This window comes from Streptomyces sp. NPDC002156 (assembly GCF_053593675.1).
The window spans coordinates 20,089-46,732 of sequence record NZ_JBSFDA010000078.1; the positions used below are offsets into that span (position 1 = coordinate 20,089).

Here is a 26,644-nt window from a genome sequence, read left to right on the forward strand (position 1 = left end):
GCAGCTCACCTCACCGCAGCGCCGGTTCCTCCAGCGTGAGCGTCCCCGCGTCCGCGTCCAGTTCGGCGGCCACCCCGAACGGGATCGTCAGCGCCCCCTCACAGTGCCCGAACCCGAACCCCTCCAGCACCGGCACCCCGAGCCCGCCGAGCCGGTCGGCGAACACGGCACGCAGTGCCTCGTACGGACCGCACCGCTCCCACGAGCCGAGGGCGATCCCGGCGACGCCGTCGAGCCAGCCCGCGCGCAGGAGCTGGGTGAGGGCCCGGTCGACGCGGTACGCGCTCTCCCCGACGTCCTCGATCATGAGCAGCCCGCCGCGCGCACCGGGCCGGGTGTGCGGGGTGCCCAGGTCGCTGGTGAGCATGGCCAGACAGCCGCCGAGGGTGACACCCGCGGCCCGCCCGGGCACCAGCACGGAACCAGCTGCGGCACTGATGACCCGTACCGACTCCGGATCGAGGAGCGTGGCCCGCAGATGCTCCTGTGCCCGCGCGTTCTTGACGAAGTCGACGCCGGACGCCGCCGGTCCGTGCAGGGTGGCGAGTCCGAGGCGGACCGCGAACGCCTCGTGCAGCGCGGTGATGTCACTGAAGCCGACGAACACCTTGGGCCCGGCGGCCCGCAGCGCGTCCCAGTCGAGCAGGTCGACCATGCGCTGGGCGCCGTAGCCGCCACGGGCACAGATCACGGCGTCGACCGTGGGGTCGCACCAGGCGGCCTGGAAGTCGGCGGCCCGGTCGGCGTCCGTACCCGCGAGATAGTCGAACTCCCCGTGCCGGTCCAGGACATGGGGTGCGACTACGGGATCGAGGTCCCAGCCGCGCAGGATGTCGAGCCCGGCCTGCAGCCGCTCCTCGCGCACGGGCCCGCTGGGCGCGACGACGGCCACGCGGGCGCGGCCGGGGGTCAGCCTCAACGGCCGTACCAGCGGCTTCACTTGGTGAGTTCCAGAGTCGGGATGCCGGGCGGGGCGAGGCCGAAGACCTGTGCGTACAGGGAGAGTTCGGACTCCAGGACGCGTACGGTCGTGTCGGCCCGCCGGAATCCGTGGCCCTCCCCCTCGAACGCGATGTACCGGTGCGGCACCTGCCGGCCCTCCGCCGCGAGCCGGGCGAGGAACCGCTCGCACTGCACGGGCGGGCAGATGACGTCGTCCAGTCCCTGGAGCAGCAGGAAGGGCGCGGTGATGTCGGCGGCGTGCTCGGCGGGCGAGCGTTCGAGATAGCGGCCCGGGACCTCGGCGAGCGGGCCGACGAGGGTCTCCAGGTACTGCGACTCGAAGTCGTGGGTCTCCCCGGAGCCCCAGCCGGCCAGGTCGAGGATGGGGTAGAGGATCGTGCCGCAGGCGTAGACGTCGGTGCCGGTGAGGGAGGCCGCCGCGGTCCAGCCGCCCGCGCTGCCGCCCCGGACGGCGAGCCGGGCGCGGTCGGCGGTGCCCTCGTCGGCGAGGGCGAGCGCGACGGCCGCGCAGTCCTCGACGTCGACGACACCCCACTGCTCGCGCAGCCGGTTGCGGTACTCGCGCCCGTGCCCGGTCGAGCCCCCGTAGTTGACCTCGGCGACGCCGATGCCCCGCGAGGTGAAGTAGGCGATCTCCAGGTCGAGCACGAGGGGCGCCCGCCCGGTCGGCCCGCCGTGCGCCCACACGACGTACGGGGGCAGTTCGTCGGCGGGCGCCATGTACCCGGGGTGGTGCGGCGGATAGATGTGCGCGTGGATGTCCCGGCCCTCGGGGCCGGTGAAGGTGCGGATCTGCGGCTCGGGATAGTGCACGGGGTCGACCGGGTCGTGATGGGCGGCGCCGATCACCCGGGCCCGTCCCGTACGGGTGTCCAGCTCGACGACCTCGTACGCGCTGCGCGGGCTCGCCCCGACTGCGACGACCCGCTCCCCGTGCACGGCGAGGGTGGACGCGAACTCGGTCCAGGGTCCTGCCGCGTCGACCACGTCGCCGGTCTCGGTGTCCAGCACGCCGAGCGTGGTCGCCCCGCGCCCGTGCACGACGGCGACGAGACCGCCTTCCAGGGGCGCGAACCAGCGCTGCCCGACCTTCCACAGCGCCCCGCCGAACTCCTCCGGCCGGGAGCACACGGGCACGTCGTCGCGGTACAGGTTCCACCAGCCGGAGCGGTCGCTGACGTACAGCAGCGCTCCGTCGCCCGCCCAGTCCACCTGCGCGATCGACTCCTCGGGCCCGCCGGCGACGGTCCGGGCCCCGCTCAGCGTGCCGCCGTCACCCACGTCCGCGAGGACCAGTTCCGTGCCGTCCCAGGGCATCCGCGGATGGTCCCAGGCGAGCCAGGCCGCGCGCCGCCCGTCGGGCGAGATCCGGGGCCCGGTGACGAACCGGTGCCGGTCATCGGTGAGTTCGCGTACGGCGTCCCGGTCGTCGCCCGCCGATCCGTCCAGCGGCACGGCGGCGAGCACACGCCGTACATCGGTGGGCCCGTCGCCGGTGAACTCCTCCAGCACGCACCAGACTTCGCCGAGCTCGAGCCGCAACTGCGGTTCCACCCACCGCAGTCCACCGCCGACCAGGGACAAGGGCGTGAGCGGGCGCGGCTGTTGCCCCTCCTCCAGGCAGTACAGCCGCTGATCGGCGAAGTTGACGAACACGACCACCGAACCGCCGTCGCGCACCGCCCCCGCCCACGGATGCCCGCCGTACTCCATGACCCGGCTGCGCACGTTCCACGGCGCGTCCAGGACCTGCTCCTGGGAGCCGTCCGCGCGCCGCCGCACCAGGGTGCGCCGACCGCCCTCGGTGGGCCGGGGCTCGGTCCACCAGGCCTCGTCGCCGACGAACCCCACGTACTCCGGGGACCCGTCGTGCTCGGCGGCCAGTGCCGCGTCGATGGGCGAGGGCCATGATCCGTACGGCAGTGTCTGCACTGTCTCCCCCACTGGTCAGGCCGTCCGCAGGAATCGGTCGAGGACCCGGACGCCGAAGTGCAGCGCCTCGACCGGGACGCGCTCGTCGACACCATGGAAGAGTGCCTGGTAGTCGAAGCCCTCGGGAAGCCTGAGCGGCGCGAATCCGTAGCCGGTGATGCCTAGCCGCGAGAACTGCTTGGCATCGGTGCCACCGGACATGCAGTACGGCACCACATGCCCCTCGGGCGCGAACTCCTCGACAGCGGCCCTCATTTGGGCGTACGTGGGTGAGTCCACCGGCGCCTGCACGGCCACCGAGCGGTGGTGGAACTCCCAGGCGACGTCGGGGCCGGTGAGTTCGTCGAGGGTCGTACGGAACTCGTCCTCGTGGCCGAAGAGGAAGCGCCCATCGACGTACGCGACGGCCTCGCCGGGGATCACGTTGACCTTGTAACCGGCGTTGAGCATGGTCGGGTTGGCGCTGTTGCGGATGGTCGCCTCGACGAGCCGGGCGGCCGGTCCCAGCTTGGTGAGGAGTCCGTCGACGTCGTCCAGGTCGGGTTCGATGCCGTACAGCGCGGCGAGTTCGGTGAGGGCCGCCCGGACGGTGGGAGTGAGGCGAAGTGGCCACTCGTACGCGCCGATTCGGGCGACGGCGGCGGCGAGGCGGGTGACGGCGTTGCTGTGGTTGACCTTCGAGCCGTGCCCGGCGCGGCCGCGAGCGGTCAACTTCAGCCAACCCGTGCCTCGTTCGCCGGCGGCGATGGGATACAGGTGCCGTCCGGAGCCGTCGTGGAAGGTGAACGCCCCTGATTCGCCGACGCCTTCGGTGCACCCCTCGAACAGCCCGGGGTGTTCGGCGGCCAGGAACTCGGAGCCGTCCTCGGCGCTGTCCTCCTCGTCGGCGGTGAACGCGACGACGATGTCCCGCCGGGGCCTGACGCCCTGGCGGGCCCAGTCGCGGACGACGGCGAGGATCATCGCGTCCATGTTCTTCATGTCGACCGCGCCCCGCCCCCAGACGACGCCGTCGCGGATCTCCCCGGAGAAGGGGTGCACGCTCCAGTCGTCGGCCTGCGCGGGCACGACGTCGAGGTGTCCGTGCACGAGCAGCGCGTCGGCGGCGGGGTCGGTGCCCTCGATCCGGGCGACGACGTTGGTGCGCCCCTTGGTCCGTTCGAGCAGCGTGGGCTCGAGGCCCGCCTCGGCGAGCAGCGCGGCGGCGTACTCGGCGGCGGGGCGCTCCTGACAGTCACCGCCGCCGTGGTTGGTCGTGTCGATCCGGATGAGATCCGAGGTGAACGACACCACCTCGTCGAGCGCCTGCTGCTCAGCCATACTGCTCCTCCACCGCGGCCGAGACGATCGTCGTGACCGCCTTGAAGGTACGAATGCCCTCGTACATTGTGCCGCTGGTGTACGCCACCTTCCGCTCCCCGATCCGCGCCACCCCGGGCACGACGGTCGCGGCCATGGCGAGATGCTCGGCGTCGAACTCCAGCGCGACGGTGAACGGCCCGCCGACGACGGGCTCGTGCCGTACGGCCAACGTGGCGGCCTCCTTCGCGGCGGCCCGGATGTCGGCGGCGGTCCTGGCGGGCGTACGGCACACGGCGGCGTACCGCGACACATGGTCCTTGACGGCGACCTTCAGCGCCTCGGGCGCGTAGCCGAGCGCGTCCTCGCAGGCGAGGTCGTCCCCGGTGACGAGCACGACCGGCACGCCGTACTCGGCGACCACATGGGAGTTGAGGAGCCCCTCGCTCGCCCGTACGTCGTTCACCCACACGCCGGTGATGGAGTTGGCGAGGTAGGTGTGGGCGAGGACGCCCTCCATGCCGGCGCCCGCGTGGTAGCCGACGAAGGCGATGCCGTCGACGTCGCCGTGCTGCACGCCCTCCACCATGGACAGCGACTTGTGGCGCCCGGTGAGCATCTCGACCCGATCGTCCAGCCGCTCCAGGAGCAGATTGCGCATGGTCCAGTGGGCCTCGTTGACGAGCACGTCGTCGGCGCCGCCGTCGAAGAAGCCGAGCACAGCGGCGTTGACGTCCGAGGTGAACATCGAACGGCAGCGCTCCCACTGCGGGGTGCCCGGCAGCACGTCGGCCGGCCAGGTGACGCCGGTGGCGCCCTCCATGTCGGCGCTGATGAGGATCTTCACGCTGCGTCACATTACGCGGCGGCGAACCTCGGTGCCAGGGCCGCTCGGGGGGGCCGCCCGGTGTACGGCGCCCAGGGCGGAGTCGTCCGTCCGCTCCAGGACCGGCTGTTTCTCACTGCCGGGGCAGGCACTCGTCCAGGAAGGCGTGGGCCCGCAGATGGTAAGAGCGGGCCGTCCAGCCGAGGCTGATGTTGTGGCCGGCGTCGGGCTGCCGGTCGACGACCACGCGCGGGGAGCCGGAGAAGCAGGCCGCCATCCCGGCCAGGGTCTCCGGATCATGGCGCCACCAGCCCTCGTGCTCGGCGAAGGTCATCCGCACCGGCACGCGCACGCGTGCGGCGATACCGGGAAACAGCTCCGGCCAGCGGGCCACGTCGCTGCGCTCCCGGTGCGGCATGGGCGCCACCACCGAGGCACTGGCGCGGAAGGTGTCCGGCGGGTACAGACGCAGCGGCCCCCAGTTCCTGACCCGGTGCCCAGGACCGGCCGGGTCGAACGGTTCGTGCCCGCCGACGGCGTACACATGGCCGCAGCCGGAGATGTCCAGCCCCAGCAGGTTCCGGGCCGCCGGGTCCGCGGCGGCGCTCAGCGCCACCTTGGCGCCGTAGGAGTGGGCCAGCAGGAACAGCCCGGCGCCGGTGTCGAACCGGGAGGTGAAGTCGTCCAGCGCCGCGAGCACGGAGTGTGTCTGGCTCGTGAGGTGCTGTCCCTCGGGCAGGTGTCCGGCGGAGTGCCGGTAGCCGGGGCGGTCCAGGGCGAGGACCGTGTAGCCGAGGCTCGCGCCCAGGGTCAGCAGGGAGAGATCCGGATGCGCCTGGCCGTCGAAGTAGCCGGCGCTCATGCCGCCGCCGTGCAGGGCGACCACGACCGCGCGCGGCGGCGTCCGGGGCTCGCGGAGCAGGGCGGACAGGACGACTCCGTCGGCGTCCAGGGTGATCGTCCGTACACCGGGTGAGACGGGCGCCAGGGCTGCGTCGGGAGGGGTCATGGCGGGGCTGCTCCCTTGTCCGTGGCGATCCGGTCGCGCTCCAGGGGTACGCCGGAACGCGGCCGGGCGGTGCCCGACGTCACGGTCCCGCTCCCCCGACCGTAGGCCCGCCCGATGCCGGTCAGCACGTCGGCCGCAGCGAACGTGTACGTCCGGGGCCTCGGGATGTGCTGGGGGGCGGTCCAGTGGGTGCCGGGCTCAGTCGGCCCGCTTCACGACCACCCACTTCGACGGCAGCACGACCCGGGTTCCCTCCGACGTGTACTCCGTCGTGGTGAGCGGGAGTTCGCCGCTCGCGAGGGTCTCCAGGCCCGCCGCGCCCAGGTACACGGGCACCGCCGAGTCCGCCACCTCGCCGGGTGCGATGCCGTGCTGGAGGATCGGGCGCAGTTTGGGCGGCGGGCCCTCGGGGCTCTCGGCGAGGCCCATCAGGATGGGGCGCGCGTCCTGCGACAGCTCGACCAGGAAGGCCCGGCCGCGCTGTCCGATCAGGGTCGCGATGCCGTCGACGAGGGTCTGCCTGTCGTCGGCGTCGCACTGGTGGAGGACCCCGCGCATGTACACGTTGGTGTCGCCGAGCTTCGCGTGCAGTTCGTCGACCTCGGTCTTCTCGGCGCAGTCGAGCAGTTCGTACTCGGCGGCGGCCTCCGGGTCGGCGCGGCGGGCGCGGTCCAGGGCCGCGGAGGAGAGGTCGGCGCCGATGACGCGGGTGAAGCGGTCGGTGAGGAAGCGGGTCTGGGTGCCGTTGCCGCAGCCGAGGTCCAGCAGGGGCAACTCGAAGTCCGCCATGTGCGGTTCGAAGACGGCGAGGTGGAGGCCGGCGGTCAGCATCGGCTCCGAGTCCCAGAAGACGGCCCCCTGTCCGTGGGGAGCCTCGCGCCAGAAGCCCTCCCAGGACTCCCTGTACCGACTCGACACGCTCATGGCCAACTCCCCAGGGTGCGACGGCGGCCCGTCCGAGGTGACGGGCCAGTTCGGTCTACCGCGCCCCGGTTGCGCCGACAAGCACACCGCGCATACCTTCACTGCTCGTTCGAGAGGTATACGCCGGTGTGCGTCTCGCACGCCTCCCCCGACCCCGTGGCACGATCAATCCAAACACAGGGCACTGACAATCCCGGAGCGGCCCCACTGGCCGCCCCGGTCGGAGCGTCAGCGCCGGCGGGGCAACGTGAGTTCGAACCACACGGTCTTGCCCGCGCCCGTACGGCTCGTGCCCCACTCCCGGGCCAGCGTGCTCACCACGCGCAGTCCGCGCCCGGAGTCGGCCGTGGGCTCGGTGTCGAGCAGTGTGGGCAGGCTGTGGTCGTCGTCGTCCACCTCGCACAGCAGTGTCTCGCCCCGCACGAGCCGCAGTTCGAGCGGCCGCCCGTGGGAGTGCCGTACGGCGTTGGTGACGAGTTCACTGACCAGCAGCGAGGCGCTGTCGACCAGCTTGTCGAGGCCCCAGTCGTAGAGCTGCTCGCGGACCACGGCGCGGGCCCGGCCGACCTCGGCCGGGTCGAGACCGATCCGCCATTCGGCGACGTCGTCGGGTTCGATGCCGTTGAGCCGGGCCAGCAGCAGCGCCACGTCGTCCTTGCGGCCCCCGGCGGTGTTGAGGGCGCGGATGATGGTGTCGCAGGCGTCGTCCATGGAGGCGGCCGGGTGGGCGGCGGACTCGCACAGTGTCGCCAGACCCACGCCGATGTCCTCCCCGCGCACCTCGACCAGTCCGTCGGTGCACATCACGAGCCGGTCGCCGGGCTCCACGCGCACGCGTACCGCCTCGAAGGGCACTCCGCCGACGCCGATGGGCGCACCGGTGGGCAGGTCGAGCAGTTCGCTGCCGCCGTCCTCGGCACGGACCAGCACGGGCGGGATGTGGCCCGCGTTGGCGATGTGCAGCTCGCTCGCGATGGGGTCGTAGACGGCGTAGAGGCAGGTCGCGAGGTAGGTGTCGCCGAGGCGCTGGGCCAAGTCGTCCAGATTGCGCAGGAGTTGGGAGGGCGGGATGTCCATGGCGGCCATGGTCTGGACGGCCGTACGCAACTGGCCCATCATCGCGGCCGAGTTGAGGCCGTGTCCCATGACGTCGCCGACGACGAGCGCCGTGCGGGCGCCCGGCAGTTTCACCGAGTCGAACCAGTCGCCGCCGACCCGGCCGAGGAGGGTGCCGGGCAGATAGCGGGTGGCGATGTCGCAGCCCGCCATGCGCGGCGGGATGTGCGGCAGCATGCTGTCCTGGAGGGTCTCGGCGACGCTCTCCTGGTAGGTGTACATACGCGCGTTGTCGAGCACGAGGCCCGCGCGGGCGGCGAGTTCGGCGCCGGTGACGCGGTCCATGTCGTTGAACTCGACGCGCTCCGGGTGGCGCAGCAGGATCATGAAGCCGAGGACGACATTGCGTGCCTTCAGCGGGACGACGAGCATGGAGCGGCCGGTGATCAGCGGCCGGATGTCGCGCTTCTCGAACTGCGAGGCGATCATGTGGCCCATCTGCTCGCTGATGCGCGGCACGAGGACGGGCTGACCGCTGGTCATGCACTGGAAGAACGGGGTGTGTGCCGGGAAGGGCATGGCCTCGCCGACCGGTACGACGTCGTCCCAGCGCCCTGGTTCGTCGGTGTGTTCGAGGGCGACCCGGTGCCACATCGTCGTCGTGTCGGGTACACCGTCGGGGAACCCCTCGCCCGCGACGACCTGTTCGCGCAGATAGGTGCCCGCGACGTCCGTGAAGCGGGGTACGACGGCCTTGCTGACCTCGATGATCGTGCGGGACAGGTCGAGCGAGGTGCCGATGCGTCCGCTGACGTCGTTGAGGAACTCCAACCGCTCGCGCACGGCCGCGTATTCGAGGTCCTGGACGTCGTCCTTGAGGTCCTCGGGCAGGGGTTCGCCGGCCTGCGCCGCGCGGGCCGCCCGCTCCCGGCGTGCCTTGCGCTCGGCACGCCGGGGCACGCCCCAGTCGGGGGTGACCGGGACCAGGTCGTTCTGGCTGAACTCCAGGACGGGATAGCCCAGTTCGAGGATCTGGGCGACGATGCGGGCGCTCTCCCCGACGCTCATGCTGGGCAGGATCTCGGGGAGCCTGCGGGCGAGTTCGTCGGCGCCGGGGAAGTTGGTGTGCAGGGCGAAGCCGGGCGCGATGCGCTCGACGGCGATCTCGTCGTCCTCCTGGCGCAGTACGTCGGTGTCGGCGGCCAGCACCAGCAGGCGCCCGTGCCCGGGGCCCACCAGGGGGTACGCCCACCACAGGACGTCCACGCGGTCGCGCCCCGGCACGGTGAGGCGGGCGCGGCCCGACGCCGGGTAGGACAGCCGGCCGTCGAGGGAGGACTCCAGGTCGGGTCCGAGGCCGTCGTCGGCCAGGTGGGCGCCGTACGGAGTGGCGTCCTCGTCGCCATCGTCATCGCCGTCGTCGGGGAGGGCTCCGGAGACGGGCAGTAGGTCGACGGCGGGCTGGCCGAGGGCCTCCTCCTTGGAGGCACCGAACAGGCGCCGGGCGCCCCGGCTCCAGTGGGAGACGAGGCCTTCGCGGTCGACGACGACCACGGCCAACGGGATACGGCCCGCAGCGGCGTGCTCCGCCGGTGCGCCCTCCTCGGCCCCGCGGCCGGGAGTCGCGCCCGTCTCGGTGCCACGGTCCATGGCGCAGGCCCCTTCTTCCCACGGCTCCGCAAGATCTGTGCCGTCGCCACCACCGTACGGCGCCGGTCGGTCGCGATGTGTGGCAATCCGGTAATTGGTCTTCACCGGTCCGCTCCGGCGCACAGCCGCGCGCCCCGCACGCCGGTACGCCCGCACCGACCGGCCGGTCGGCCTCCTGCCCGGCGCCCTTACCTGGGGCTCAGTCGTCGTGCCCGAGCTGAAGGTCGCGTTCCGTTCGGTCGCCGCCGGCCACCTGGAGGACGGTGGCGACCGGCGGGTAGCCGGAGGCGATGACCGTGTACTCGCCGCAGGACAGGTCGACGAACCGGAACGTTCCGTCGGCTCCGGTGGTGAGCGTGTCCACGACGTTGCCGGCCGCGTCGAGCAGCGTCACGCGCGCGTCCTCGACCGGCCGTCCGCCACCGGCCCGCACGGTGCCCTTCAGGACGGCGCCGCCCGCGAGTTCGACGTCCTGGCGGGTCTCCCGGGAGGCGCGCACCATGACGGGGAGCGCGGTCGGGCGGAACGCGGGCGCGCTGGCGGCGAGGGTGTACTCGCCGGCCACCAGCTCGGTGATGACGTACCCGCCCTCGCGTCCGCTGCGGGTGGTGGCGACGACCTCGCCGTGCGCGTTGGTGAGCGTGACGGTGGCGTCCCGGACCGGCGAGCGGTCCGCGGTCAGCACCTGGCCCACGAGGTGTCCCGCGCCGCCGAGGACGACGTCCAGTTCGACGGGACGCTCGCCTACGGTCACGGTGACCGCCTGCGGCTGGTGGCCGCCCGCCGCGGCGATCAGGACGTACGCCCCCGCGCCGGGCGTGGACAGCGCGTACCGCCCGTCCTCGGCGCTCGCACCGCGCCCGATCTGCGCCCCCGTGACATCGATGAGGGTGAGCGCCGCGCGCGGTACGACGGTTCCGTCCGGGTGCTGGACGGTGCCGCACACCGGGATTCCGGCGGTGTAGGGCGCCCTGGCCTGCGGGATCGCCAGGGGGGCCGTGGGTCCTGGGGAGTCGAGGTCGGCGGGGGCGGTGTGGTGGGACACCAGCGGTTTCTCCTTGAGGAAGAAGGCGATGAGGAGGCCGAGGACGAGCACCGGCACGAGGTACAGGAAGATGCGCGGCATGGCGTCGGCGTACGCCCTGATGTAGCTGTCGCGCAGCGCCGGGGGGAGCGCGTGGACGAGCTGCGGGGTGATCGAGTCGGGGTCGGGGAGGCCGGCACCCGCGCGCGTGGGGAGGCTGTTCTCCAGGGACTCGGCGAGCCGGTTCGCGAACAGCGTGCCGAAGATCGCGGCGCCGACGCTGCCGCCGATCTGGCGGAAGTAGTTGTTGGCGCTGGTCGCGGTGCCGAGGTCGGCGGGGCGCACGGAGTTCTGCACGGCGAGGACGAGGACCGGCATCACCATGCCGATACCGGCGCCGAGGACGGCCATCCAGAGGCTGTAGTGCAGCCGGGGCGTGTCCACTTCGAGGCGGGAGAGCAACCACATGCCGAACACGGACAGGGCGCCGCCCAGGATCGGCCAGATCTTGTAGCGGCCGGTGTGGCTGATGAGCTGCCCGGAGACGATCGACGCGCCGACGATGCCGGCCATCATGGGCAGCATCAGCAGTCCGGACTCGGTGGCGGTGGCACCGTCGACCATCTGCAGGAAGGTCGGCAGATAGCTGGCGGCGCCGAACAGCGCCACACCGATCACCAGGCCCACCAGACCGGTGACATTGAAGACGGAGTCCCTGAACAGCCGCAGCGGGATGAGGGGTTCGGGCGCGAAGTGCTCGGCGACCAGGAAGAGCACGGTGGCGACGACCGCTCCGGCGCCGAGCCCGAGGATCTCGCGCGAGCCCCACGCGTACTCGGTGCCGCCCCAACTGGTCAGCAGCACCAGGCAGGTCGAGGCCACGGCGAGCAGCAGCGCCCCGAGGAGGTCGAGCCGGGCCCTGACGGCGGGCTTCGGCAGCTTCAGCACGACGGTGACGACGGCGAGCGTCAGCAGCCCGAACGGGACGTTGAACCAGAAGCACCACCGCCAGGAGAGGTGGTCGGTGAAGTAGCCGCCGAGGAGGGGCCCGGCGACCGAGGCGAGGCCGAACGCGGCGCCGATCAGGCCCATGAAGCGCCCGCGTTCACGCGGCGGCACGATGTCGGCGATGATCGCCTGCACGCCGATCATCAACCCGCCCGCGCCGACGCCCTGGAGGGCGCGGAAGGCGATGAGCTGGTCCATGCTGCGCGACCAGCCGGCCAGTGCCGAGCCGACGACGAACACGACGATCGCGAACTGGAAGACGCCCTTGCGGCCGAGGAGATCGCCGAGTTTGCCGTAGACCGGCAGTCCGACAGTGGCGGTGAGGAGATACGCGGTGATCGCCCAGGACATCTTGTCCAGGCCGTGCAGCTCACCGACGATCTTCGGGAGCGCGGTCGCGACGATCATCTGCTCCAGCGCGGCGAGCAGCAGCGCGAGCATGAGCCCGAAGAAGACCAACCGGACCTGGCGCGGGCCGAGTTGCGGAGGTTCGGCCGGGGGCGGCGCGGGTGCGGTCGTCGGCTCGTCCTGCACCAGAGTGATCCCGCCCATGTACCGCTCCCCTCGTCGCACCTACCGCACAATTCCCGCTTTGGGCGACAACTGTGAGCAAGCGCGACGAGTTACGGCGTACCGGTGCACGGGGGCGGAGATCCACTCGAACCGGTGAGGGGTACGAAGGGGCGAGCCAACGCCCCTTGGGAGGTTGCCCCTTGGGCTACTTCTCCACCTCGGTGGCGAGCTTGTCGAGGACGGCGTCGTAGATACGGCCGAGGCCCTTGGGGGCGAAGGTCCGCTCGAAGAAGCCGCCGATGCCGCCGGCACCGTCCCAGACGCTGGTGACGACGACCCGCGACTTGCCCTCGCCGGCCGGGGTGACACGCCAGGTGGTGACCATCGAGGAGTTGCGGTCCTTCTCGACGAGTTCACCGTCGGTGGGCTCGCTGACCTCCAGGAGGCAGTCCCGGACGCGCTTGCTGGTGGCCTGGAGCTTCCAGTGGACGAGGGTGCCCTCGCCGTCGCCGCCCTCGCGCACCTCGTACTCGCTGAACTGCTCGGACAACACCTTCGAGCGCGTGCCGCTGTAATCGGCGAGGGCGTCGAACACCGTCTCCGCGTCCGCCGCGACGATGCGCTCCGTGGTGGCCTCGACCTGCGCCATTGCGTTCCTCCAGCAGCTGGGTGTTCGGGGGTTCGCGCTCACCCAACCACCCCGCCGCCCGCCCACCCAAATCGGGGTCCGGACTATCGAGGAGCTTCACAGAACTCGAACATACGCTCGCACGATCAAGGGAACATGTGTTCTATTCTCGGGTCAGTGCTACCGAGGAGGTGTCATGCGCTGGGAGAACCTCACAGTGGAATCCGGCTCCGGCTCCAGCCGGACCGACGCCGCGTTGTTCGGCGCGGACGCGGTGACCACCCGTACCTTCGACTCCCCCGAGTTCCGCGGGATCACCTTCCACGAGATCCGGGCCCGTTCGATCATCAACCGGGTGCCGGGGGCCTCCCGCATGCCGTTCGAGTGGACGGTGAACCCGTACCGGGGCTGCACGCACGCGTGCGTCTACTGCTTCGCCCGCAAGACACACAGTTATCTGGACCTCGACACCGGTCTCGGCTTCGACTCCCAGATCGTCGTCAAGGTGAACGCGCCGGAGCTGCTGCGCCGCCAGCTCGGCTCACGCCGCTGGCTGGGCGACCACATCGCGATGGGCACCAACGTCGACTGCTACCAGCGCGCGGAGGGCCGCTACCGGCTGATGCCGGGCATCCTCAGCGCCCTGCGCGACCACGCGAACCCCTTCTCGATCCTGACGAAGGGCACGCTGATCCTGCGCGACCTCGACCTCCTGGTGCAGGCGTCGCAGGTCACGGACGTGGGCATCTCGGTCTCCGTCGGCTTCACCGACCCGGCGCTGTGGCGCACGGTCGAGCCGGGCACACCCGCCCCGGAACGGCGCCTGGACGTCGTACGGACGCTGGGCGAGCACGGCATCGGCTGCGGGGTGCTGATGGCGCCGGTGCTGCCCTTCCTCAGCGACCACCCGGCCCAGCTGCGGGCCACGGTGCGGGCGATCGCCGCCGCCGGGGCGACCTCCGTGACCCCGCTGGTGCTGCATCTGCGCCCCGGCGCCCGCGAGTGGTACATGGCCTGGCTCGGACACCACCACCCACATCTGGTGCGCCGGTACGAGCGGTTGTACGCGGAGGGCGCCTACGCCCCCAAGTGGTACCAGCGCCGGATCACCGGGCTGGTCCACGACCTGGCCCAGGAGTACGGGATTGGCCCCACGCGCGCGGGGATGCCCCGCAGGATCCCGGCCCCCGCCGAGCCCGACCCCCTCGCCCCCGGGGCGGCGGCGCCCGAACCGGTCCAGCTGACCCTCCTCTGAGGGCCCGGCCCAGGGCCCGAAAATTCGGAGGTCTCCGCGCGGGCGGTACGCCTAGGGTGCCGCCATGAACGACCCGAACGACCCGGTCCTCGTCCGCGAGATGACCCTCGACGACTGCGAGCGCGTCTCCGAGATCCGTGTCCGGGGCTGGCAGCACGCCTACAAGGGCCTGATGCCGCAGCCGTACCTCGACGCCCTCAGCGTGGCGGACGACGCCGAGCGGCGGCGTACGTTCTTCGTGGGCGCCGGGTCCGAGGTCGTGAACCTCGTGGCGGAGCGAGCGGGGGAAGTCGTCGGCTGGGCCTGTCACGGGCCCTACCGGGACGGCGAATTCCGCACCGACGACGCCGAGTTGTACGCGATCTACGTGGACGTCGGGCAGTTCGGCGCCGGGGTCGGGCCGGCGCTGCTGCGGGAGTCGGTCCGCCGCTGCGCCGACGCCGGGCACCGGCGCATGCTCCTGTGGGTCCTCAAGGGCAACGACCGCGCACGACGGTTCTACGAGCGCGAGGACTTCGCGGCCGACGGCGCCGAGGAACCCTTCGACGTGGACGGGGTCGCCGTACCGGAAGTGCGGTACGCGCGCGTGCTGCCCCGCTGACGGCTCACCTCTGCCGTCGGGTCACCTCTGTTTGGGAATGCGCGCCAGTGCGTGCACCGCCGCCTCGGCGAGGGCCGGGTGCGCGAGGGCCTCGTTCAGGACCGGGGCCGCGCGCCGGTCCCCCAGCGTGCCCAGCCCCTCCACACAGGCGAGCGCCACCCGGCGGTAGGGGTCGTGCGGTTTCAGCCGGCGAGCCAGTGTGGTGATCAGCGCGGGCACGGACTCGGGGGCGTGCAGCTCGGCCAGCAGCCGGACGGGGTGCAGGGCGTAGGCGACGCGCAGTTCGTTCGTCGCGAGGGCCGCCGCCGCACGGGCCGTGCGCGGGTCGCCGAGGCGGGCCAGGGCGTACGCGGCGGAGGCACAGCGCTGCGGGTCACGGTGGTTGAGGAGGAGGACGAGGGCCTCGAAGGCACGCCGGTCACCCGCGAGCCCGAGCCGGAAGGCGGCCAACTCCCTTGCCCACAGCGGCTGTCCGGGCGCGGTGAGGACATCGGCCAGCGCGTCCGGGTCCTCGGTCGCCGCGAGGTCCTCGTACATCTCCGAGGCACCTGCCCCGGCCTCGGCCCGTAAGCGCTCCGTGAGTGATCGCAACTCTTCGTCCATAAAACCGAGGTTAGGTGCGGCAACAGGGCCGCGTGGGCAGGATCTCGGGACGTACATCACAAATTCGGGGGCTGGCGCGCTCGTTACCCACCGGTTAAGCTCAGACGAGCGAGTTACCCACTCGCATGATTGCTTACGACGGCCTGGTGACGCAGCCGTCGTGAGTGCTGGTCGGTTCGGTACATCAAGTACCGCAGTACGGCACGGCCTTGGGACAGGGCCGTCGGATCCACCCTTCTCCGGGCGTGTGCGCTCGCAGCCCGGCAACACCCGCACTCCCTCTCGCACCCGGTGCGCCCCCTCGGCGCACCCGTCGTGCTCCCAGTCGTCACCACCCTCATTTCTGGAGTCCCGCGATGGCCACTCCCCTGTCCCACACCTCTCCGTCCGCGCTCATGACCGTCGCCGTCGTCGGCCTCGGCACGATGGGCACCGGCATCACCGAGGTCCTCGCCCGGGCCGGCCGCGAGGTCGTCGGCATCGACATCAGCGAGGCCACGGCCGCGAAGGCCGTCGCCGCCCTGGAGTCCTCGACCGCCCGTGCCGTGGTGCGCGGCCGGCTCACCGAACAGGAGCGCGCGGACCTCCTCGCCCGCTTCCGCACCTCCACCGACCTGCGCGCGGCGGCCGACGCCGACCTGGTCATCGAGGTGGCGCCGGAGTCGTACGAGATCAAGCACCAGATCTTCCGCGCCCTCGACGACATCGTGCGCCCCGACACGATCCTCGCGACCGGCACCAACGCCCTCTCCGTGACCCGTCTCGCCGCCGACTCGGCGCGGCCCGAGCGCGTCCTGGGCCTGCACTTCTTCAACCCGGCACCGGCGATGAAGCTGGTCGAGGTGGTCTCGTCGGTGCTGACCGCGCCGCAGGCCGTCGCCGCGGTCACCGATCTGGCGATCGAGCTGGGCAAGGAGCCCGTCGCGGTCGGCGACCGCCCCGGATTCGTCGCCGACGGACTGCTGTTCGGCTATCTCAACCAGGCCGCCGCGATGTACGAGGCGAAGTACGCCTCCCGGGAGGACATCGACGCGGCGATGCGGCTCGGCTGCGGTCTGCCGATGGGCCCGCTCGCCCTGCTCGACCTGATCGGCGTCGACACGGCCCGTACGGTCCTGGAGGCCATGTACTCCGAGTCCAACGACCGGCTGCACGCCCCGGCGCCCGTCCTCAAGCAGCTCAGCGAGGCGGGCCTGACGGGCCGCAAGTCGGGACGCGGCTTCTACTCGTACGAGGCACCCGGCAGCGCCACGGTCGTGGCGGACGCCCTGACCCCGCTCTCCGACGCTCCCGAGACCCCCGGCCGCACGGTCCGCTCCGTCGGTGTCGCCGGCTCCGGGACCATGGCCTCCGGGATCGCCGAGGTCTTCGCCAAGGCCGGGTACGAGGTGGTCCTGGCCGCCCGCAGCGAGGAGAAGGCGCAGATCGCCAAGGCCAGGATCGGCAAGTCCCTCGCGCGCTCCGTCGACAAGGGCCGCCTGACCGCCGAGGCCGCCGCGCAGACCCTCGACCGGATCACCGCGGCGGGCTCCTACGACGCCTTCGCGGACGTCGATCTGGCCGTCGAGGCCGTCGCCGAGGACCTGGAGATCAAGCAGCAGCTGTTCGGGACGCTGGACAAGGTCTGCAAGCCGGGCGCGGTGCTGGCCACCACCACCTCCTCACTCCCCGTCGTCGCGTGCGCCCGCGCCACCTCGCGTCCGCAGGACGTGATCGGCATGCACTTCTTCAACCCGGCGCCGGCGATGAAGCTGGTCGAGGTCGTCCGTACGGTGTTGACGGCCGACGACGTCCACTCAACGGTCCGCGAGGTCTGCGTCAAGATCAAGAAGCATGCCGTGGACTGTGGTGACCGAGCTGGATTCATCGTCAACGCATTGCTTTTCCCGTATCTCAACAACGCGATCAAGATGGTGCAGGAGCACTATGCATCTCTTGACGACATTGACGCGGCGATGAAGCTGGGCGGCGGCTACCCGATGGGCCCGTTCGAGCTGCTCGACGTGGTCGGACTCGATGTCTCCCTGGCCATCGAGAAGGTCCTGCACCGCGAGTTCCGGGACCCGGGACTGGCCCCCGCGCCGCTCCTGGAGCATCTGGTGGCCGCGGGCTGCCTCGGCCGCAAGACGGGCCGCGGCTTCCGCGAATATGCCCGCCGCTGACGGGGAGGGCGACCGGCTCGGACCCGTCTTCGGACAGGAGGACGACTGGGGCGGACTGCTCGACCCGGCCTCGGCACCCCCGCCCGCACCGGGCGGGGGTGGTCCGGGACGTGCGCGCCACCCTGCACACATGCAGTACGTTCGGGTCATGTCCCAGGCCGCCAAGTCCTCCCGTACCCCAGCCACTCCCGACGCACCGGAAAGTGCCGCGGGCAGCCGTGCCGCCGCCCAGCGGCTCAAGATGCGCCGAGAGCTGGCGGCCGCGGCGATGGAGCTGTTCTCGACCAAGGGCTACGAAGGCACCACCGTCGACGAGATCGCGGCCCGGGCCGGCGTGGCCCGCCGCACCTTCTTCCGGCACTTCCGCTCCAAGGAAGAGGCGATCTTCCCGGACCACGACGACACGTTGATCCGGGCCGAGGCGGTGCTCAACGCGGCACCCGCGCACGAGCATCCCCTCGACACCGTGTGCCGCGGCATCAAGGAAGTCATGAAGATGTACGCGGCCCGGCCGGAGATCTCGGTCGCCCGCTACAAGCTGACCCGCGAGGTCCCCACCCTGCGCGAGGCGGAGATCGCGTCGGTCGCCCGCTACGAACGCCTCTTCACCCGCTACCTCCTGGGCCACTTCGACGAGCACGCCCACGACGACGACGCCAACGACGACCCGTTGCTGGCCGAGGTCGCCGCGTCGGCCGTCGTCACCGCCCACAACCACGTCCTGCGGCGCTGGCTGCGGGCGGGCGGCCAGGGCGACGTCGAGACCCAGCTCGACCACGCCTTCGGGATCGTACGGAAGACCTTCGGCACGGGCATCGGGGCCGGGCGGGACACCCCGCCCCGGACGGCGCCTGCCTCGGTGACCTCGCAGGGCGAGGTGCTGGTCGCGGTCGCGCGGACCGACGCGCCGCTCGACGAGGTCATGCGGACGATCGAGCAGGCGCTGAAGGAACGCTCGTAAGGAACGGACGTACGCAAGAGGCGTGCCGCGGGTGACTGCGGCCCGCCTCTTCCGTTTCCGCGCGCCTCTGTGCCCCCACGAGAACTACTCCTCAGTAGCCTTTGATCGATCATCGCTCATTTGTTACGTAAAGATTTCATCTGAGGCCACTTTCTGACACCCAGTGCCTTGCTACCTGACACGGGGTGCCATACCTTGAAGGTGTCCGGGCGGCCGGCGTGCAGAGACCATTCGTACGCCGGCTGTCCCCGCAAACCACGTGTCTGCGCGCCCGGACGCCTGCGTCACAGGCAACCTCCCGCGCCACCACGCGCTGCCGAAACACCACCGCCGAACCGACGGCACGTCTCACCCCAACCCTCAGCAGCACCGACGTAACCCTCAGCGTCTTCCCTCAGGACGCCATTCGCCGGAGGCACCACCGTGACCGTTAAGGACATCCTGGACGCGATCCAGTCGCCGGACTCGACTCCGGCCGACTTCGCCGCCATTCAGCTTCCCGAGTCGTACCGTGCGATCACCGTGCACAAGGACGAGACGGACATGTTCGCGGGCCTCGAGACCCGCGACAAGGACCCCCGTAAGTCGATCCACCTGGACGACGTCCCGGTGCCGGAACTCGGCCCGGGCGAGGCCCTGGTGGCCGTCATGGCATCGAGTGTCAACTACAACTCGGTCTGGACGTCGATCTTCGAGCCGCTGTCCACCTTCGGCTTCCTGGAGCGCTACGGAAGGCTCAGCGAGCTGACCAAGCGGCACGACCTGCCGTACCACGTCATCGGTTCCGACCTCGCGGGCGTCGTCCTGCGCACCGGTCCCGGTGTCAACTCCTGGAAGCCCGGTGACGAGGTCGTCGCGCACTGCCTGAGCGTCGAGCTGGAGTCCTCCGACGGGCACAACGACACGATGCTCGACCCCGAGCAGCGCATCTGGGGCTTCGAGACGAACTTCGGCGGGCTGGCGGAGATCGCCCTCGTCAAGTCCAACCAGCTGATGCCCAAGCCGGACCACCTGTCGTGGGAGGAGGCCGCCGCACCCGGTCTGGTCAACTCCACCGCGTACCGCCAGCTGGTGTCGCGCAACGGCGCCGGGATGAAGCAGGGCGACAACGTCCTCATCTGGGGCGCGAGCGGCGGCCTCGGCTCGTACGCCACGCAGTTCGCGCTGGCCGGGGGCGCCAACCCCATCTGTGTCGTCTCCAGCGAGCAGAAGGCGGACATCTGCCGGAAGATGGGCGCCGAGGCGATCATCGACCGCAACGCCGAGGGCTACAAGTTCTGGGCGGACGAGCACAACCAGGACCCCCGTGAGTGGAAGCGGTTCGGCAAGCGCATCCGTGAGCTGACCGGCGGCGAGGACGTCGACATCGTCTTCGAGCACCCCGGCCGCGAGACCTTCGGCGCGTCGGTCTACGTCACCCGCAAGGGCGGCACGATCGTCACCTGCGCCTCCACCTCGGGCTTCAACCACGAGTACGACAACCGGTACCTGTGGATGTCCCTCAAGCGCATCATCGGCTCCCACTTCGCCAACTACCGTGAGGCCTGGGAGGCCAACCGCCTGGTCGCCAAGGGCAAGATCCACCCGACGCTCTCCAAGGTGTACTCCCTGGAGGAGACCGGGCAGGCCGCCTACGACGTCCACCGCAACCTCCACCAGGGCAAGGTCGGCGTCCTGTGCCTGGCCCCCGAGGAAGGCCTCGGTGTGCGCGACGAGGAGAAGCGCGCCCAGCACATCGACGCCATCAACCGCTTCCGGAACATCTGAGAGCCGGAGGCCCTAGATGACTGAGCGTCAGTCCGCCGAAGGCAGGCGGGAGAAGGACCGGCCGTGGCTCATGCGCACGTACGCCGGTCACTCCACGGCCGAGGCGTCCAACGAGTTGTACCGGCGCAACCTCGCCAAGGGCCAGACAGGTCTGTCGGTGGCCTTCGACCTGCCGACCCAGACCGGGTACGACCCCGACCACATCCTCGCCCGCGGCGAGGTCGGCCGGGTCGGTGTGCCCGTCTCGCACCTCGGTGACATGCGCCGGCTGTTCCAGGACATCCCCCTGGACCAGATGAACACCTCGATGACGATCAACGCCACCGCCATGTGGCTGCTGGCGCTCTACCAGGTCGTCGCCGAGGAGCAGGGTGTCGACATCACCACGCTCCAGGGGACGACCCAGAACGACATCGTCAAGGAGTACCTGTCCCGGGGGACCCACGTGTTCCCGCCGGGACCCTCGCTCCGGCTGACGACGGACATGATCTGCTACACGGTCAACCACATCCCCAAGTGGAACCCGATCAACATATGCAGCTATCACCTCCAGGAGGCGGGGGCGACCCCGGTCCAGGAGATCGCGTACGCGATGTCGACGGCCATCGCGGTCCTGGACGCCGTACGGGACTCGGGGCAGGTTCCCGCCGAGAAGTTCGGTGATGTCGTCGCCCGGATCTCCTTCTTCGTGAACGCGGGTGTCCGGTTCATCGAGGAGATGTGCAAGCTGCGGGCGTTCGGGCGGATCTGGGACCAGGTCACGCGCGAGCGGTACGGCATCGAGAACCCCAAGCAGCGGCGCTTCCGGTACGGCGTGCAGGTCAACTCGCTCGGGCTGACCGAGGCGCAGCCGGAGAACAACGTCCAGCGGATCGTGCTGGAGATGCTGGCCGTGACCCTGTCGAAGGACGCACGCGCGCGTGCCGTCCAGCTCCCCGCCTGGAACGAGGCGCTGGGGCTCCCCCGGCCCTGGGACCAGCAGTGGTCGCTGCGCATGCAGCAGGTGCTCGCCTACGAGAGCGATCTGCTGGAGTACGAGGACATCTTCGCCGGGTCGCACGTGGTCGAGAAGAAGGTGGCCGAGCTGGTCGAGGAGTCGCTCGCCGAGATCGGCCGCATCGAGGAGATGGGCGGCGCGATGGCCGCCGTCGAGTCGGGCTATCTGAAGTCACAGCTCGTGGCGTCCCACGCCGAGCGCCGGGCCCGTATCGAGTCCGGTGAAGAGAAGATCGTGGGCGTCAACATCTTCGAGTCGACCGAGCCGAACCCGCTCACGGCCGACCTCGACGCGGCGATCCAGACCGTCGATCCGGCCGTCGAGGCGCGGGTGACGTCGGCGCTCCAGGGCTGGCGCGACACGCGGTACCAGCCGCCCTTCAACCACCCGCGCCCGTGCAAGGCGCTGGAGCGGCTGAAGGAGGCCGCGAAGGGCACCGACAACCTCATGGAGGCCACCCTGGAGTGCGCCCGCGCCGGGGTCACGACCGGCGAGTGGGCCGGGGCCCTGCGCGAGGTGTTCGGGGAGTTCCGCGCGCCGACCGGGGTCTCGTCCGCGCCGGTCGCGGTGACCGCCGGGGAGGGCACCGCGATGGCGCTGGTGCGCCGCAGGGTGGAGGCCACGGCGCGGGACATGGGCGTGGGCAAGCTCCGGTTCCTGGTGGGCAAGCCGGGCCTGGACGGGCACTCCAACGGTGCCGAGCAGATCGCCGTGCGGGCCCGTGACGCCGGGTTCGAGGTGGTCTACCAGGGCATCCGGCTCACCCCGGAGGAGATCGTGGAGGCGGCGGTCGCCGAGGACGTGCACGCGGTCGGCCTGTCGATCCTCTCCGGCTCGCACGCGCAGCTCGTGCCGGACGTACTGGAACGGCTCCGTGTGGCCGGTGCCACAGATATACCCGTCATCGCCGGTGGGATCATCCCCAATGGTGACGCCGAACAGCTGAGGGCTGCGGGCGTGGCCGCGGTCTTCACCCCGAAGGACTTCGACATCACCGGAATCATCGGCCGCATCGTCGACGAGATCCGGAAAGCGAACAAGCTCGACCCCCTGGAGGTCCCCGCATGACCACGCCCGTCAACCGTCTGCGCCCCCGGCGTTCCTGTCTCGCGGTCCCCGGGAGCAACCCTCGCTTCCTGGAGAAGGCCCAAGGGCTGCCCGCCGACCAGGTCTTCCTGGACCTGGAGGACGCGTGCGCGCCGCTCGCCAAACCCGAGGCGCGGCACACCATCGTCAAGTTCCTCAACGAGGGCGACTGGACGGGCAAGACGAGGGTCGTGCGCGTCAACGACTGGACGACGGAGTGGACGTACCGCGATGTCGTCACGGTCGTCGAGGGGGCCGGCCAGAACCTCGACTGCATCATGCTGCCGAAGGTGCAGACGGCCCAGCAGGTCGTCGCCCTCGACCTGCTGCTGACGCAGATCGAGAAGACGATGGGCTTCGAGGTCGGCAAGATCGGCATCGAGGCGCAGATCGAGAACGCGCAGGGCCTCAACAACGTCAACGAGATCGCGACGGCCTCCCAGCGCGTCGAGACGATCATCTTCGGCCCGGCCGACTTCATGGCGTCGATCAACATGAAGTCGCTGGTCGTGGGTGAGCAGCCGCCCGGCTACCCGGCGGACGCCTACCACTACATCCTGATGAAGATCCTGATGGCGGCCCGCGCCAACAACCTCCAGGCGATCGACGGCCCCTACCTGCAGATCCGCAACGTCGACGGCTACCGCGAGGTCGCCCAGCGCGCCGCCGCGCTCGGCTTCGACGGCAAGTGGGTGCTGCACCCGGGCCAGGTCGAGGCGTCCAACGAGATCTTCTCGCCCTCGCAGGAGGACTTCGACCACGCCGAACTGATCCTGGACGCGTACGAGTACTACACGTCCGAGGCGGGCGGCAAGAAGGGCTCCGCGATGATCGGCGACGAGATGATCGACGAGGCCAGCCGCAAGATGGCGCTGGTCATCTCGGGCAAGGGCCGGGCCGCCGGCCTGGAGCGCACGTCCAAGTTCGAAGCGCCGGAGGCCTGAGCACCATGCAGTTCGGACGCACCTACGAGGAGTTCGAGGTCGGGGCGGTCTACAAGCACTGGCCCGGAAAGACCGTCACGGAGTACGACGACCACCTCTTCTGTCTCCTGACGATGAACCACCACCCGCTCCACATGGACGCCAACTACGCCGAGAACACCACGGACTTCGGCAAGAACGTCGTGGTCGGCAACTACATCTACTCCCTGCTGCTGGGCATGTCCGTGCCGGACGTGTCGGGCAAGGCGATCGCGAACCTGGAGATCGAGTCGCTGAAGCACGTGGCGCCGACCTTCCACGGCGACACGATCTACGGCGAGACGACGGTCCTCGACAAGACGCCCTCCCGGTCGAAGAACGACCGCGGGATCGTCTACGTCGAGACCAAGGGCTACAAGCAGGACGGCACGCTGGTCTGCGTGTTCCGCCGCAAGGTGATGGTGCCCACCGAGACGTACATCAAGGAGCGCGGCGGCGAACAGCCCGGCCGGCCCCAGCTCAAGGAGCAGGAGAAGTAGCCATGGCGCGACTCGCCCAGACCGCCGGTCTGACCGACATCCAGCAGGAGATCCTGTCCACGGTCCGGGACTTCGTGGACAAGGAGATCCTCCCGGTCGCGACCGAGTTGGAGCACCGCGACGAGTATCCGCAGCAGATCGTCGACGGCCTCAAGGAGTTGGGCCTGTTCGGCCTGATGATCCCCGAGGAGTACGGCGGTCTGGGCGAGTCGCTCCTGACGTACGCGCTGTGCGTCGAGGAGATCGCGCGTGGCTGGATGTCGGTCTCCGGGATCATCAACACGCACTTCATCGTGGCGTACATGCTCAAGCAGCACGGCACGCAGGAGCAGAAGGACCACTTCCTGCCGAAGATGGCGGCCGGAGACATCCGGGGCGCGTTCTCGATGTCGGAGCCGGCGCTCGGCTCGGACGTGTCGGCCATCACCTCCAAGGCGGTCCGGGACGGTGACGAGTACGTCCTCAACGGCCAGAAGATGTGGCTGACGAACGGCGGAACGTCCACTCTGGTCGCCGTACTCGTCCGAAGTGACGAAGGACACCCGGAGGGGACCGCGCCCCACAAGTCGATGACCACCTTCCTGGTCGAGAAGGAGGCGGGCTTCGGTGAGGTCCGGCCCGGGCTCACCATCCCGGGGAAGATCGACAAGATGGGTTACAAGGGCGTCGACACCACCGAACTCATCATGGACGGACTGCGCATTCCGGCCGATCGCGTGCTCGGTGGCGCCACCGGCCGGGGTTTTTACCAAATGATGGACGGCGTCGAGGTGGGCCGCGTCAACGTGGCCGCGCGTGGCTGCGGTGTCGCTCAGCGTGCGTTCGAACTGGGCGTCTCTTATGCCCAGCAGCGTCATACTTTCGGCAAGCCGATCGCCCAGCACCAGGCGATCCAGTTCAAGCTGGCCGAGATGGCTACCAAGGTCGAGGCCGCCCATGCGATGATGGTGAACGCGGCACGCAAAAAGGACTCGGGAGAACGAAACGACCTTGAGGCAGGGATGGCGAAGTACCTCGCCTCCGAGTACTGCAAAGAGGTCGTGGAGGACGCCTTCCGGATCCACGGCGGCTACGGCTTCTCCAAGGAGTACGAGATCGAGCGCCTCTACCGCGAGGCCCCGATGCTGCTGATCGGCGAAGGTACCGCCGAGATCCAGAAAATGATCATCGGGCGCAGGTTGCTCGAAGAGTACAAATTCCAGGGCTGATTGTTCGGTTCGGGGTGTTTTCTTCGAGAAGAAGATCACACCCCGTCAGCACTCTTCAGCCGCCGACTCGGCTTCCTGGCTTACCCAGTTGTTGCTGTGAGCCGCTACGATCGCCGGAAAGCCGCCGTCCCCTGATACAGCGCGGCATCATCCGCTACGAAGGTCATCCATGCCCCACAGCCAAACCTCTGCACCTCGCGACAGCCTGGCAGGCGTACGCCTGGCGCGCGGAGCATCGCCGTGGCTCCTCCCGACCGTCGCCACCGCAGCCCTCAGCCTGGTACGCGCGCGCAAGTCCGGCGCCGCCAAGGCCGTGGCCGTACCCGCCACCGCGCTGGCGGCGGGCATGCTGTGGTTCTTCCGTGACCCCGAGCGCGAGATCACCCAGGGCCGGGTCATCTCTCCCGCCGACGGCGTGGTGCAGAGCATCATGCCGTGGAAGGACGGCCGCACCCGCGTCGCGATCTTCATGAGCCCGCTCAACGTACACGTCAACCGCGCGCCCCTCTCCGGCACGGTGACGTCCGTCGAGCACATCCCCGGCGGGTTCGTTCCGGCGTTCAACAAGGAGAGCGAGAACAACGAGAGAGTCGTCTGGCACTTCGACACCGAACTCGGTGACATCGAGATGATCCAGATCGCCGGTGCGGTCGCTCGCCGCATCGTCCCGTACGTCCCGCAGGGCACGAAGGTCGAGCAGGGCGACCGGATCGGCCTGATCCGCTTCGGCTCGCGCGTCGACATCTACCTCCCCGAGGGTGTCGAGGTCGCGGTCGAGGTCGGACAGAAGACGGTGGCAGGGGTGACTCGCATTGACCGTGATTGATCCCGAGACACAGGCCGGCTGGGTGCCGGAGGCCGACGAGGTGGGTGACGACGAGGAGGAGATGCCCCTTTCTCTCCGCCTCTCAATAGCGGACACCCTCACCCTCGGCAACGCCACCTGCGGCTTCATGGCGGTGTACTTCACCACCACCGGCATCCTGATCCCGCACCTCACCGGCAGTGACGAGTCGGGCATGGCCCGTCACTCGGCGGCGACCGCGGTGATCCTGATGCTCTGTGCGGCGGTCTTCGACCTGTTCGACGGTCTGGTCGCCCGCAAGCTGCGCTCCTCCCCCATGGGCGCCGAGCTGGACAACCTCTCCGACCTGATCAGCTTCGGTCTGGCACCGGCGTACTTCGTCCTGGTGTACGGCATGGTCGCGGACGACGCGTACCAGAAGGTGGCCGCGGTCGGTGCGATCGTCGTCCTGCTCGCGGTCGTGCTGAGGCTCGCGAGATTCTCCTGTGTGACGGTGAAGGACGGCACCTTCCAGGGCATGCCGAGTCCCTTCGGCGCCCTGACGGTCGTCTCGATCGTGCTCCTGGAGCTGCCGTTCGTGGCCACGCTCATGGCCATCGTCGGCACCGCCTGGCTGATGGTGAGCCGGGTCGAGTACCCGAAGCCGCGGGGTCCGCTCGCGGTCGCGATGCTCTCCTGGATCGTCGCCGCGATGGGGCTTCTGGCGGCCTGGGCCTTCGACGCCCCCGGTGGTCAGCTCCTCCTCCAGACCGGCTGCGCCCTGCAGCTCGTCCTGGGCGCGGTGATCCCGCTCTTCGCCACGGCCCGCCGCGTGAACAACTTCCGCGGCAACCGCCGCGAGGCACGGGCGGCACAGCTGCCGTAGCGGTAATCGCTGTACGGAGGGCCCCGAACCGGATGACGGT

The 26,644-nt window shown here is 70.3% G+C and carries 21 protein-coding genes; 11 read left to right on the plus strand and 10 right to left on the minus strand.

Annotation, left to right across the window (positions count from 1 at the left end; genetic code table 11):
* Positions 1–10: 10 nt before the first annotated feature.
* From ACWCRB_RS28145 to ACWCRB_RS28185, 9 genes are all read right to left on the minus strand, one after another.
* Positions 11–940, minus strand: coding sequence for a S66 peptidase family protein (locus ACWCRB_RS28145; RefSeq protein ID WP_450998705.1), 930 nt, complete (start codon positions 938–940; stop codon positions 11–13).
* Positions 937–2,895: a dipeptidyl-peptidase 5 gene (locus ACWCRB_RS28150; RefSeq protein WP_450998706.1), complete on the minus strand. Its 1,959-nt coding sequence runs from the start codon at positions 2,893–2,895 to the stop codon at positions 937–939. Before ACWCRB_RS28150 ends, ACWCRB_RS28145 begins: the two co-directional genes overlap by 4 nt.
* Positions 2,896–2,910: 15 nt before the next feature.
* On the minus strand, positions 2,911–4,215 hold the full coding sequence (locus ACWCRB_RS28155) for a M20/M25/M40 family metallo-hydrolase (protein WP_450998707.1): 1,305 nt from the start codon (positions 4,213–4,215) through the stop codon (positions 2,911–2,913).
* Positions 4,208–5,041 (minus strand): M55 family metallopeptidase, encoded by an 834-nt coding sequence (locus ACWCRB_RS28160; protein ID WP_450998708.1) that lies wholly within the window; start codon positions 5,039–5,041, stop codon positions 4,208–4,210. The genes ACWCRB_RS28155 and ACWCRB_RS28160 overlap by 8 nt, the downstream gene beginning before the upstream one ends.
* Positions 5,042–5,153: 112 nt before the next feature.
* Entirely contained in the window at positions 5,154–6,029 is an 876-nt protein-coding gene (locus tag ACWCRB_RS28165) for an alpha/beta hydrolase (protein ID WP_450998709.1), read from the minus strand.
* A 198-nt stretch (positions 6,030–6,227) separates the two neighbouring features.
* The gene (locus tag ACWCRB_RS28170) at positions 6,228–6,953 is read right to left on the minus strand and encodes a class I SAM-dependent methyltransferase (RefSeq protein WP_450998710.1); all 726 of its coding nucleotides are present in this window, start codon (positions 6,951–6,953) and stop codon (positions 6,228–6,230) included.
* Between the two features lie 228 nt (positions 6,954–7,181).
* Positions 7,182–9,659, minus strand: a complete 2,478-nt coding sequence (locus ACWCRB_RS28175) for a SpoIIE family protein phosphatase (protein ID WP_450998711.1) — start codon at positions 9,657–9,659, stop codon at positions 7,182–7,184.
* 199 nt (positions 9,660–9,858) lie between these two features.
* Complete coding sequence (locus tag ACWCRB_RS28180; protein ID WP_450998712.1) at positions 9,859–12,243, minus strand: MFS transporter; 2,385 nt, start codon at positions 12,241–12,243, stop codon at positions 9,859–9,861.
* 166 nt (positions 12,244–12,409) lie between these two features.
* On the minus strand, positions 12,410–12,853 hold the full coding sequence (locus tag ACWCRB_RS28185) for an SRPBCC family protein (protein WP_450998713.1): 444 nt from the start codon (positions 12,851–12,853) through the stop codon (positions 12,410–12,412).
* Positions 12,854–13,028: 175 nt separating this feature from the next.
* Here ACWCRB_RS28185 and ACWCRB_RS28190 point away from each other — a divergent pair, with 175 nt between their 5' ends.
* Both ACWCRB_RS28190 and ACWCRB_RS28195 read left to right on the plus strand, forming a co-directional pair.
* Positions 13,029–14,087 carry an Rv2578c family radical SAM protein gene (locus ACWCRB_RS28190; RefSeq protein WP_450998714.1) on the plus strand — a complete coding sequence of 353 codons (1,059 nt, stop codon included), beginning with the start codon at positions 13,029–13,031 and terminating at the stop codon, positions 14,085–14,087.
* A gap of 64 nt (positions 14,088–14,151) precedes the next feature.
* Positions 14,152–14,688, plus strand: coding sequence for an N-acetyltransferase family protein (locus tag ACWCRB_RS28195; protein ID WP_450998715.1), 537 nt, complete (start codon positions 14,152–14,154; stop codon positions 14,686–14,688).
* 21 nt (positions 14,689–14,709) lie between these two features.
* Here ACWCRB_RS28195 and ACWCRB_RS28200 read toward each other — a convergent pair whose 3' ends face one another.
* Positions 14,710–15,291, minus strand: coding sequence for an adenylosuccinate lyase (locus tag ACWCRB_RS28200; protein ID WP_450998716.1), 582 nt, complete (start codon positions 15,289–15,291; stop codon positions 14,710–14,712).
* A gap of 356 nt (positions 15,292–15,647) precedes the next feature.
* On the opposite strand from ACWCRB_RS28200, the gene ACWCRB_RS28205 reads away from it, so the two are divergent.
* The 9 genes from ACWCRB_RS28205 to pssA all read left to right on the plus strand — a co-directional run bounded on the left by ACWCRB_RS28205 (position 15,648) and on the right by pssA (position 26,604).
* On the plus strand, positions 15,648–17,453 hold the full coding sequence (locus tag ACWCRB_RS28205; protein WP_450998717.1) for a 3-hydroxyacyl-CoA dehydrogenase family protein: 1,806 nt from the start codon (positions 15,648–15,650) through the stop codon (positions 17,451–17,453).
* Between the two features lie 148 nt (positions 17,454–17,601).
* The gene (locus ACWCRB_RS28210) at positions 17,602–18,414 is read left to right on the plus strand and encodes a TetR family transcriptional regulator (protein ID WP_198655209.1); all 813 of its coding nucleotides are present in this window, start codon (positions 17,602–17,604) and stop codon (positions 18,412–18,414) included.
* A 423-nt stretch (positions 18,415–18,837) separates the two neighbouring features.
* The gene (gene ccrA / locus ACWCRB_RS28215) at positions 18,838–20,181 is read left to right on the plus strand and encodes a crotonyl-CoA carboxylase/reductase (protein ID WP_450998718.1); all 1,344 of its coding nucleotides are present in this window, start codon (positions 18,838–18,840) and stop codon (positions 20,179–20,181) included.
* 16 nt (positions 20,182–20,197) lie between these two features.
* Entirely contained in the window at positions 20,198–22,246 is a 2,049-nt protein-coding gene (locus ACWCRB_RS28220) for a methylmalonyl-CoA mutase family protein (protein WP_450998719.1), read from the plus strand.
* Positions 22,243–23,208 carry an HpcH/HpaI aldolase/citrate lyase family protein gene (locus ACWCRB_RS28225; protein WP_450998720.1) on the plus strand — a complete coding sequence of 322 codons (966 nt, stop codon included), beginning with the start codon at positions 22,243–22,245 and terminating at the stop codon, positions 23,206–23,208. Before ACWCRB_RS28220 ends, ACWCRB_RS28225 begins: the two co-directional genes overlap by 4 nt.
* Positions 23,209–23,213: 5 nt before the next feature.
* The gene (locus ACWCRB_RS28230; RefSeq protein ID WP_383950957.1) at positions 23,214–23,726 is read left to right on the plus strand and encodes a MaoC family dehydratase; all 513 of its coding nucleotides are present in this window, start codon (positions 23,214–23,216) and stop codon (positions 23,724–23,726) included.
* A gap of 2 nt (positions 23,727–23,728) precedes the next feature.
* Positions 23,729–24,934: an acyl-CoA dehydrogenase family protein gene (locus ACWCRB_RS28235; protein WP_450998721.1), complete on the plus strand. Its 1,206-nt coding sequence runs from the start codon at positions 23,729–23,731 to the stop codon at positions 24,932–24,934.
* A 169-nt stretch (positions 24,935–25,103) separates the two neighbouring features.
* Positions 25,104–25,760, plus strand: a complete 657-nt coding sequence (locus ACWCRB_RS28240; protein ID WP_053747193.1) for a phosphatidylserine decarboxylase — start codon at positions 25,104–25,106, stop codon at positions 25,758–25,760.
* Positions 25,761–25,782: 22 nt separating this feature from the next.
* A complete protein-coding gene (gene pssA, locus ACWCRB_RS28245) occupies positions 25,783–26,604 on the plus strand; it encodes a CDP-diacylglycerol--serine O-phosphatidyltransferase (RefSeq protein WP_235479820.1) in 822 nt (273 codons plus the stop codon).
* The last annotated feature ends 40 nt before the right edge of the window (positions 26,605–26,644 follow it).

Bases quoted from the DNA above. Each gene is read 5' to 3' on its own strand.
- ACWCRB_RS28155 (WP_450998707.1), bottom strand. From the start codon at position 4,215: ATGGCTGAGCAGCAGGCGCTCGACGAGGTGGTGTCGTTCACCTCGGAT.
- ACWCRB_RS28165 (WP_450998709.1), bottom strand. From the start codon at position 6,029: ATGACCCCTCCCGACGCAGCCCTGGCGCCCGTCTCACCCGGTGTACGG.
- ACWCRB_RS28170 (WP_450998710.1), bottom strand. From the start codon at position 6,953: ATGAGCGTGTCGAGTCGGTACAGGGAGTCCTGGGAGGGCTTCTGGCGC.
- ACWCRB_RS28175 (WP_450998711.1), bottom strand. From the start codon at position 9,659: ATGGACCGTGGCACCGAGACGGGCGCGACTCCCGGCCGCGGGGCCGAG.
- ACWCRB_RS28180 (WP_450998712.1), bottom strand. From the start codon at position 12,243: ATGGGCGGGATCACTCTGGTGCAGGACGAGCCGACGACCGCACCCGCG.
- ACWCRB_RS28185 (WP_450998713.1), bottom strand. From the start codon at position 12,853: ATGGCGCAGGTCGAGGCCACCACGGAGCGCATCGTCGCGGCGGACGCG.
- ACWCRB_RS28190 (WP_450998714.1), top strand. From the start codon at position 13,029: ATGCGCTGGGAGAACCTCACAGTGGAATCCGGCTCCGGCTCCAGCCGG.
- ACWCRB_RS28195 (WP_450998715.1), top strand. From the start codon at position 14,152: ATGAACGACCCGAACGACCCGGTCCTCGTCCGCGAGATGACCCTCGAC.
- ACWCRB_RS28200 (WP_450998716.1), bottom strand. From the start codon at position 15,291: ATGGACGAAGAGTTGCGATCACTCACGGAGCGCTTACGGGCCGAGGCC.
- ACWCRB_RS28205 (WP_450998717.1), top strand. From the start codon at position 15,648: ATGGCCACTCCCCTGTCCCACACCTCTCCGTCCGCGCTCATGACCGTC.
- ACWCRB_RS28210 (WP_198655209.1), top strand. From the start codon at position 17,602: ATGTCCCAGGCCGCCAAGTCCTCCCGTACCCCAGCCACTCCCGACGCA.
- ACWCRB_RS28220 (WP_450998719.1), top strand. From the start codon at position 20,198: ATGACTGAGCGTCAGTCCGCCGAAGGCAGGCGGGAGAAGGACCGGCCG.
- ACWCRB_RS28225 (WP_450998720.1), top strand. From the start codon at position 22,243: ATGACCACGCCCGTCAACCGTCTGCGCCCCCGGCGTTCCTGTCTCGCG.
- ACWCRB_RS28230 (WP_383950957.1), top strand. From the start codon at position 23,214: ATGCAGTTCGGACGCACCTACGAGGAGTTCGAGGTCGGGGCGGTCTAC.
- ACWCRB_RS28235 (WP_450998721.1), top strand. From the start codon at position 23,729: ATGGCGCGACTCGCCCAGACCGCCGGTCTGACCGACATCCAGCAGGAG.
- ACWCRB_RS28240 (WP_053747193.1), top strand. From the start codon at position 25,104: ATGCCCCACAGCCAAACCTCTGCACCTCGCGACAGCCTGGCAGGCGTA.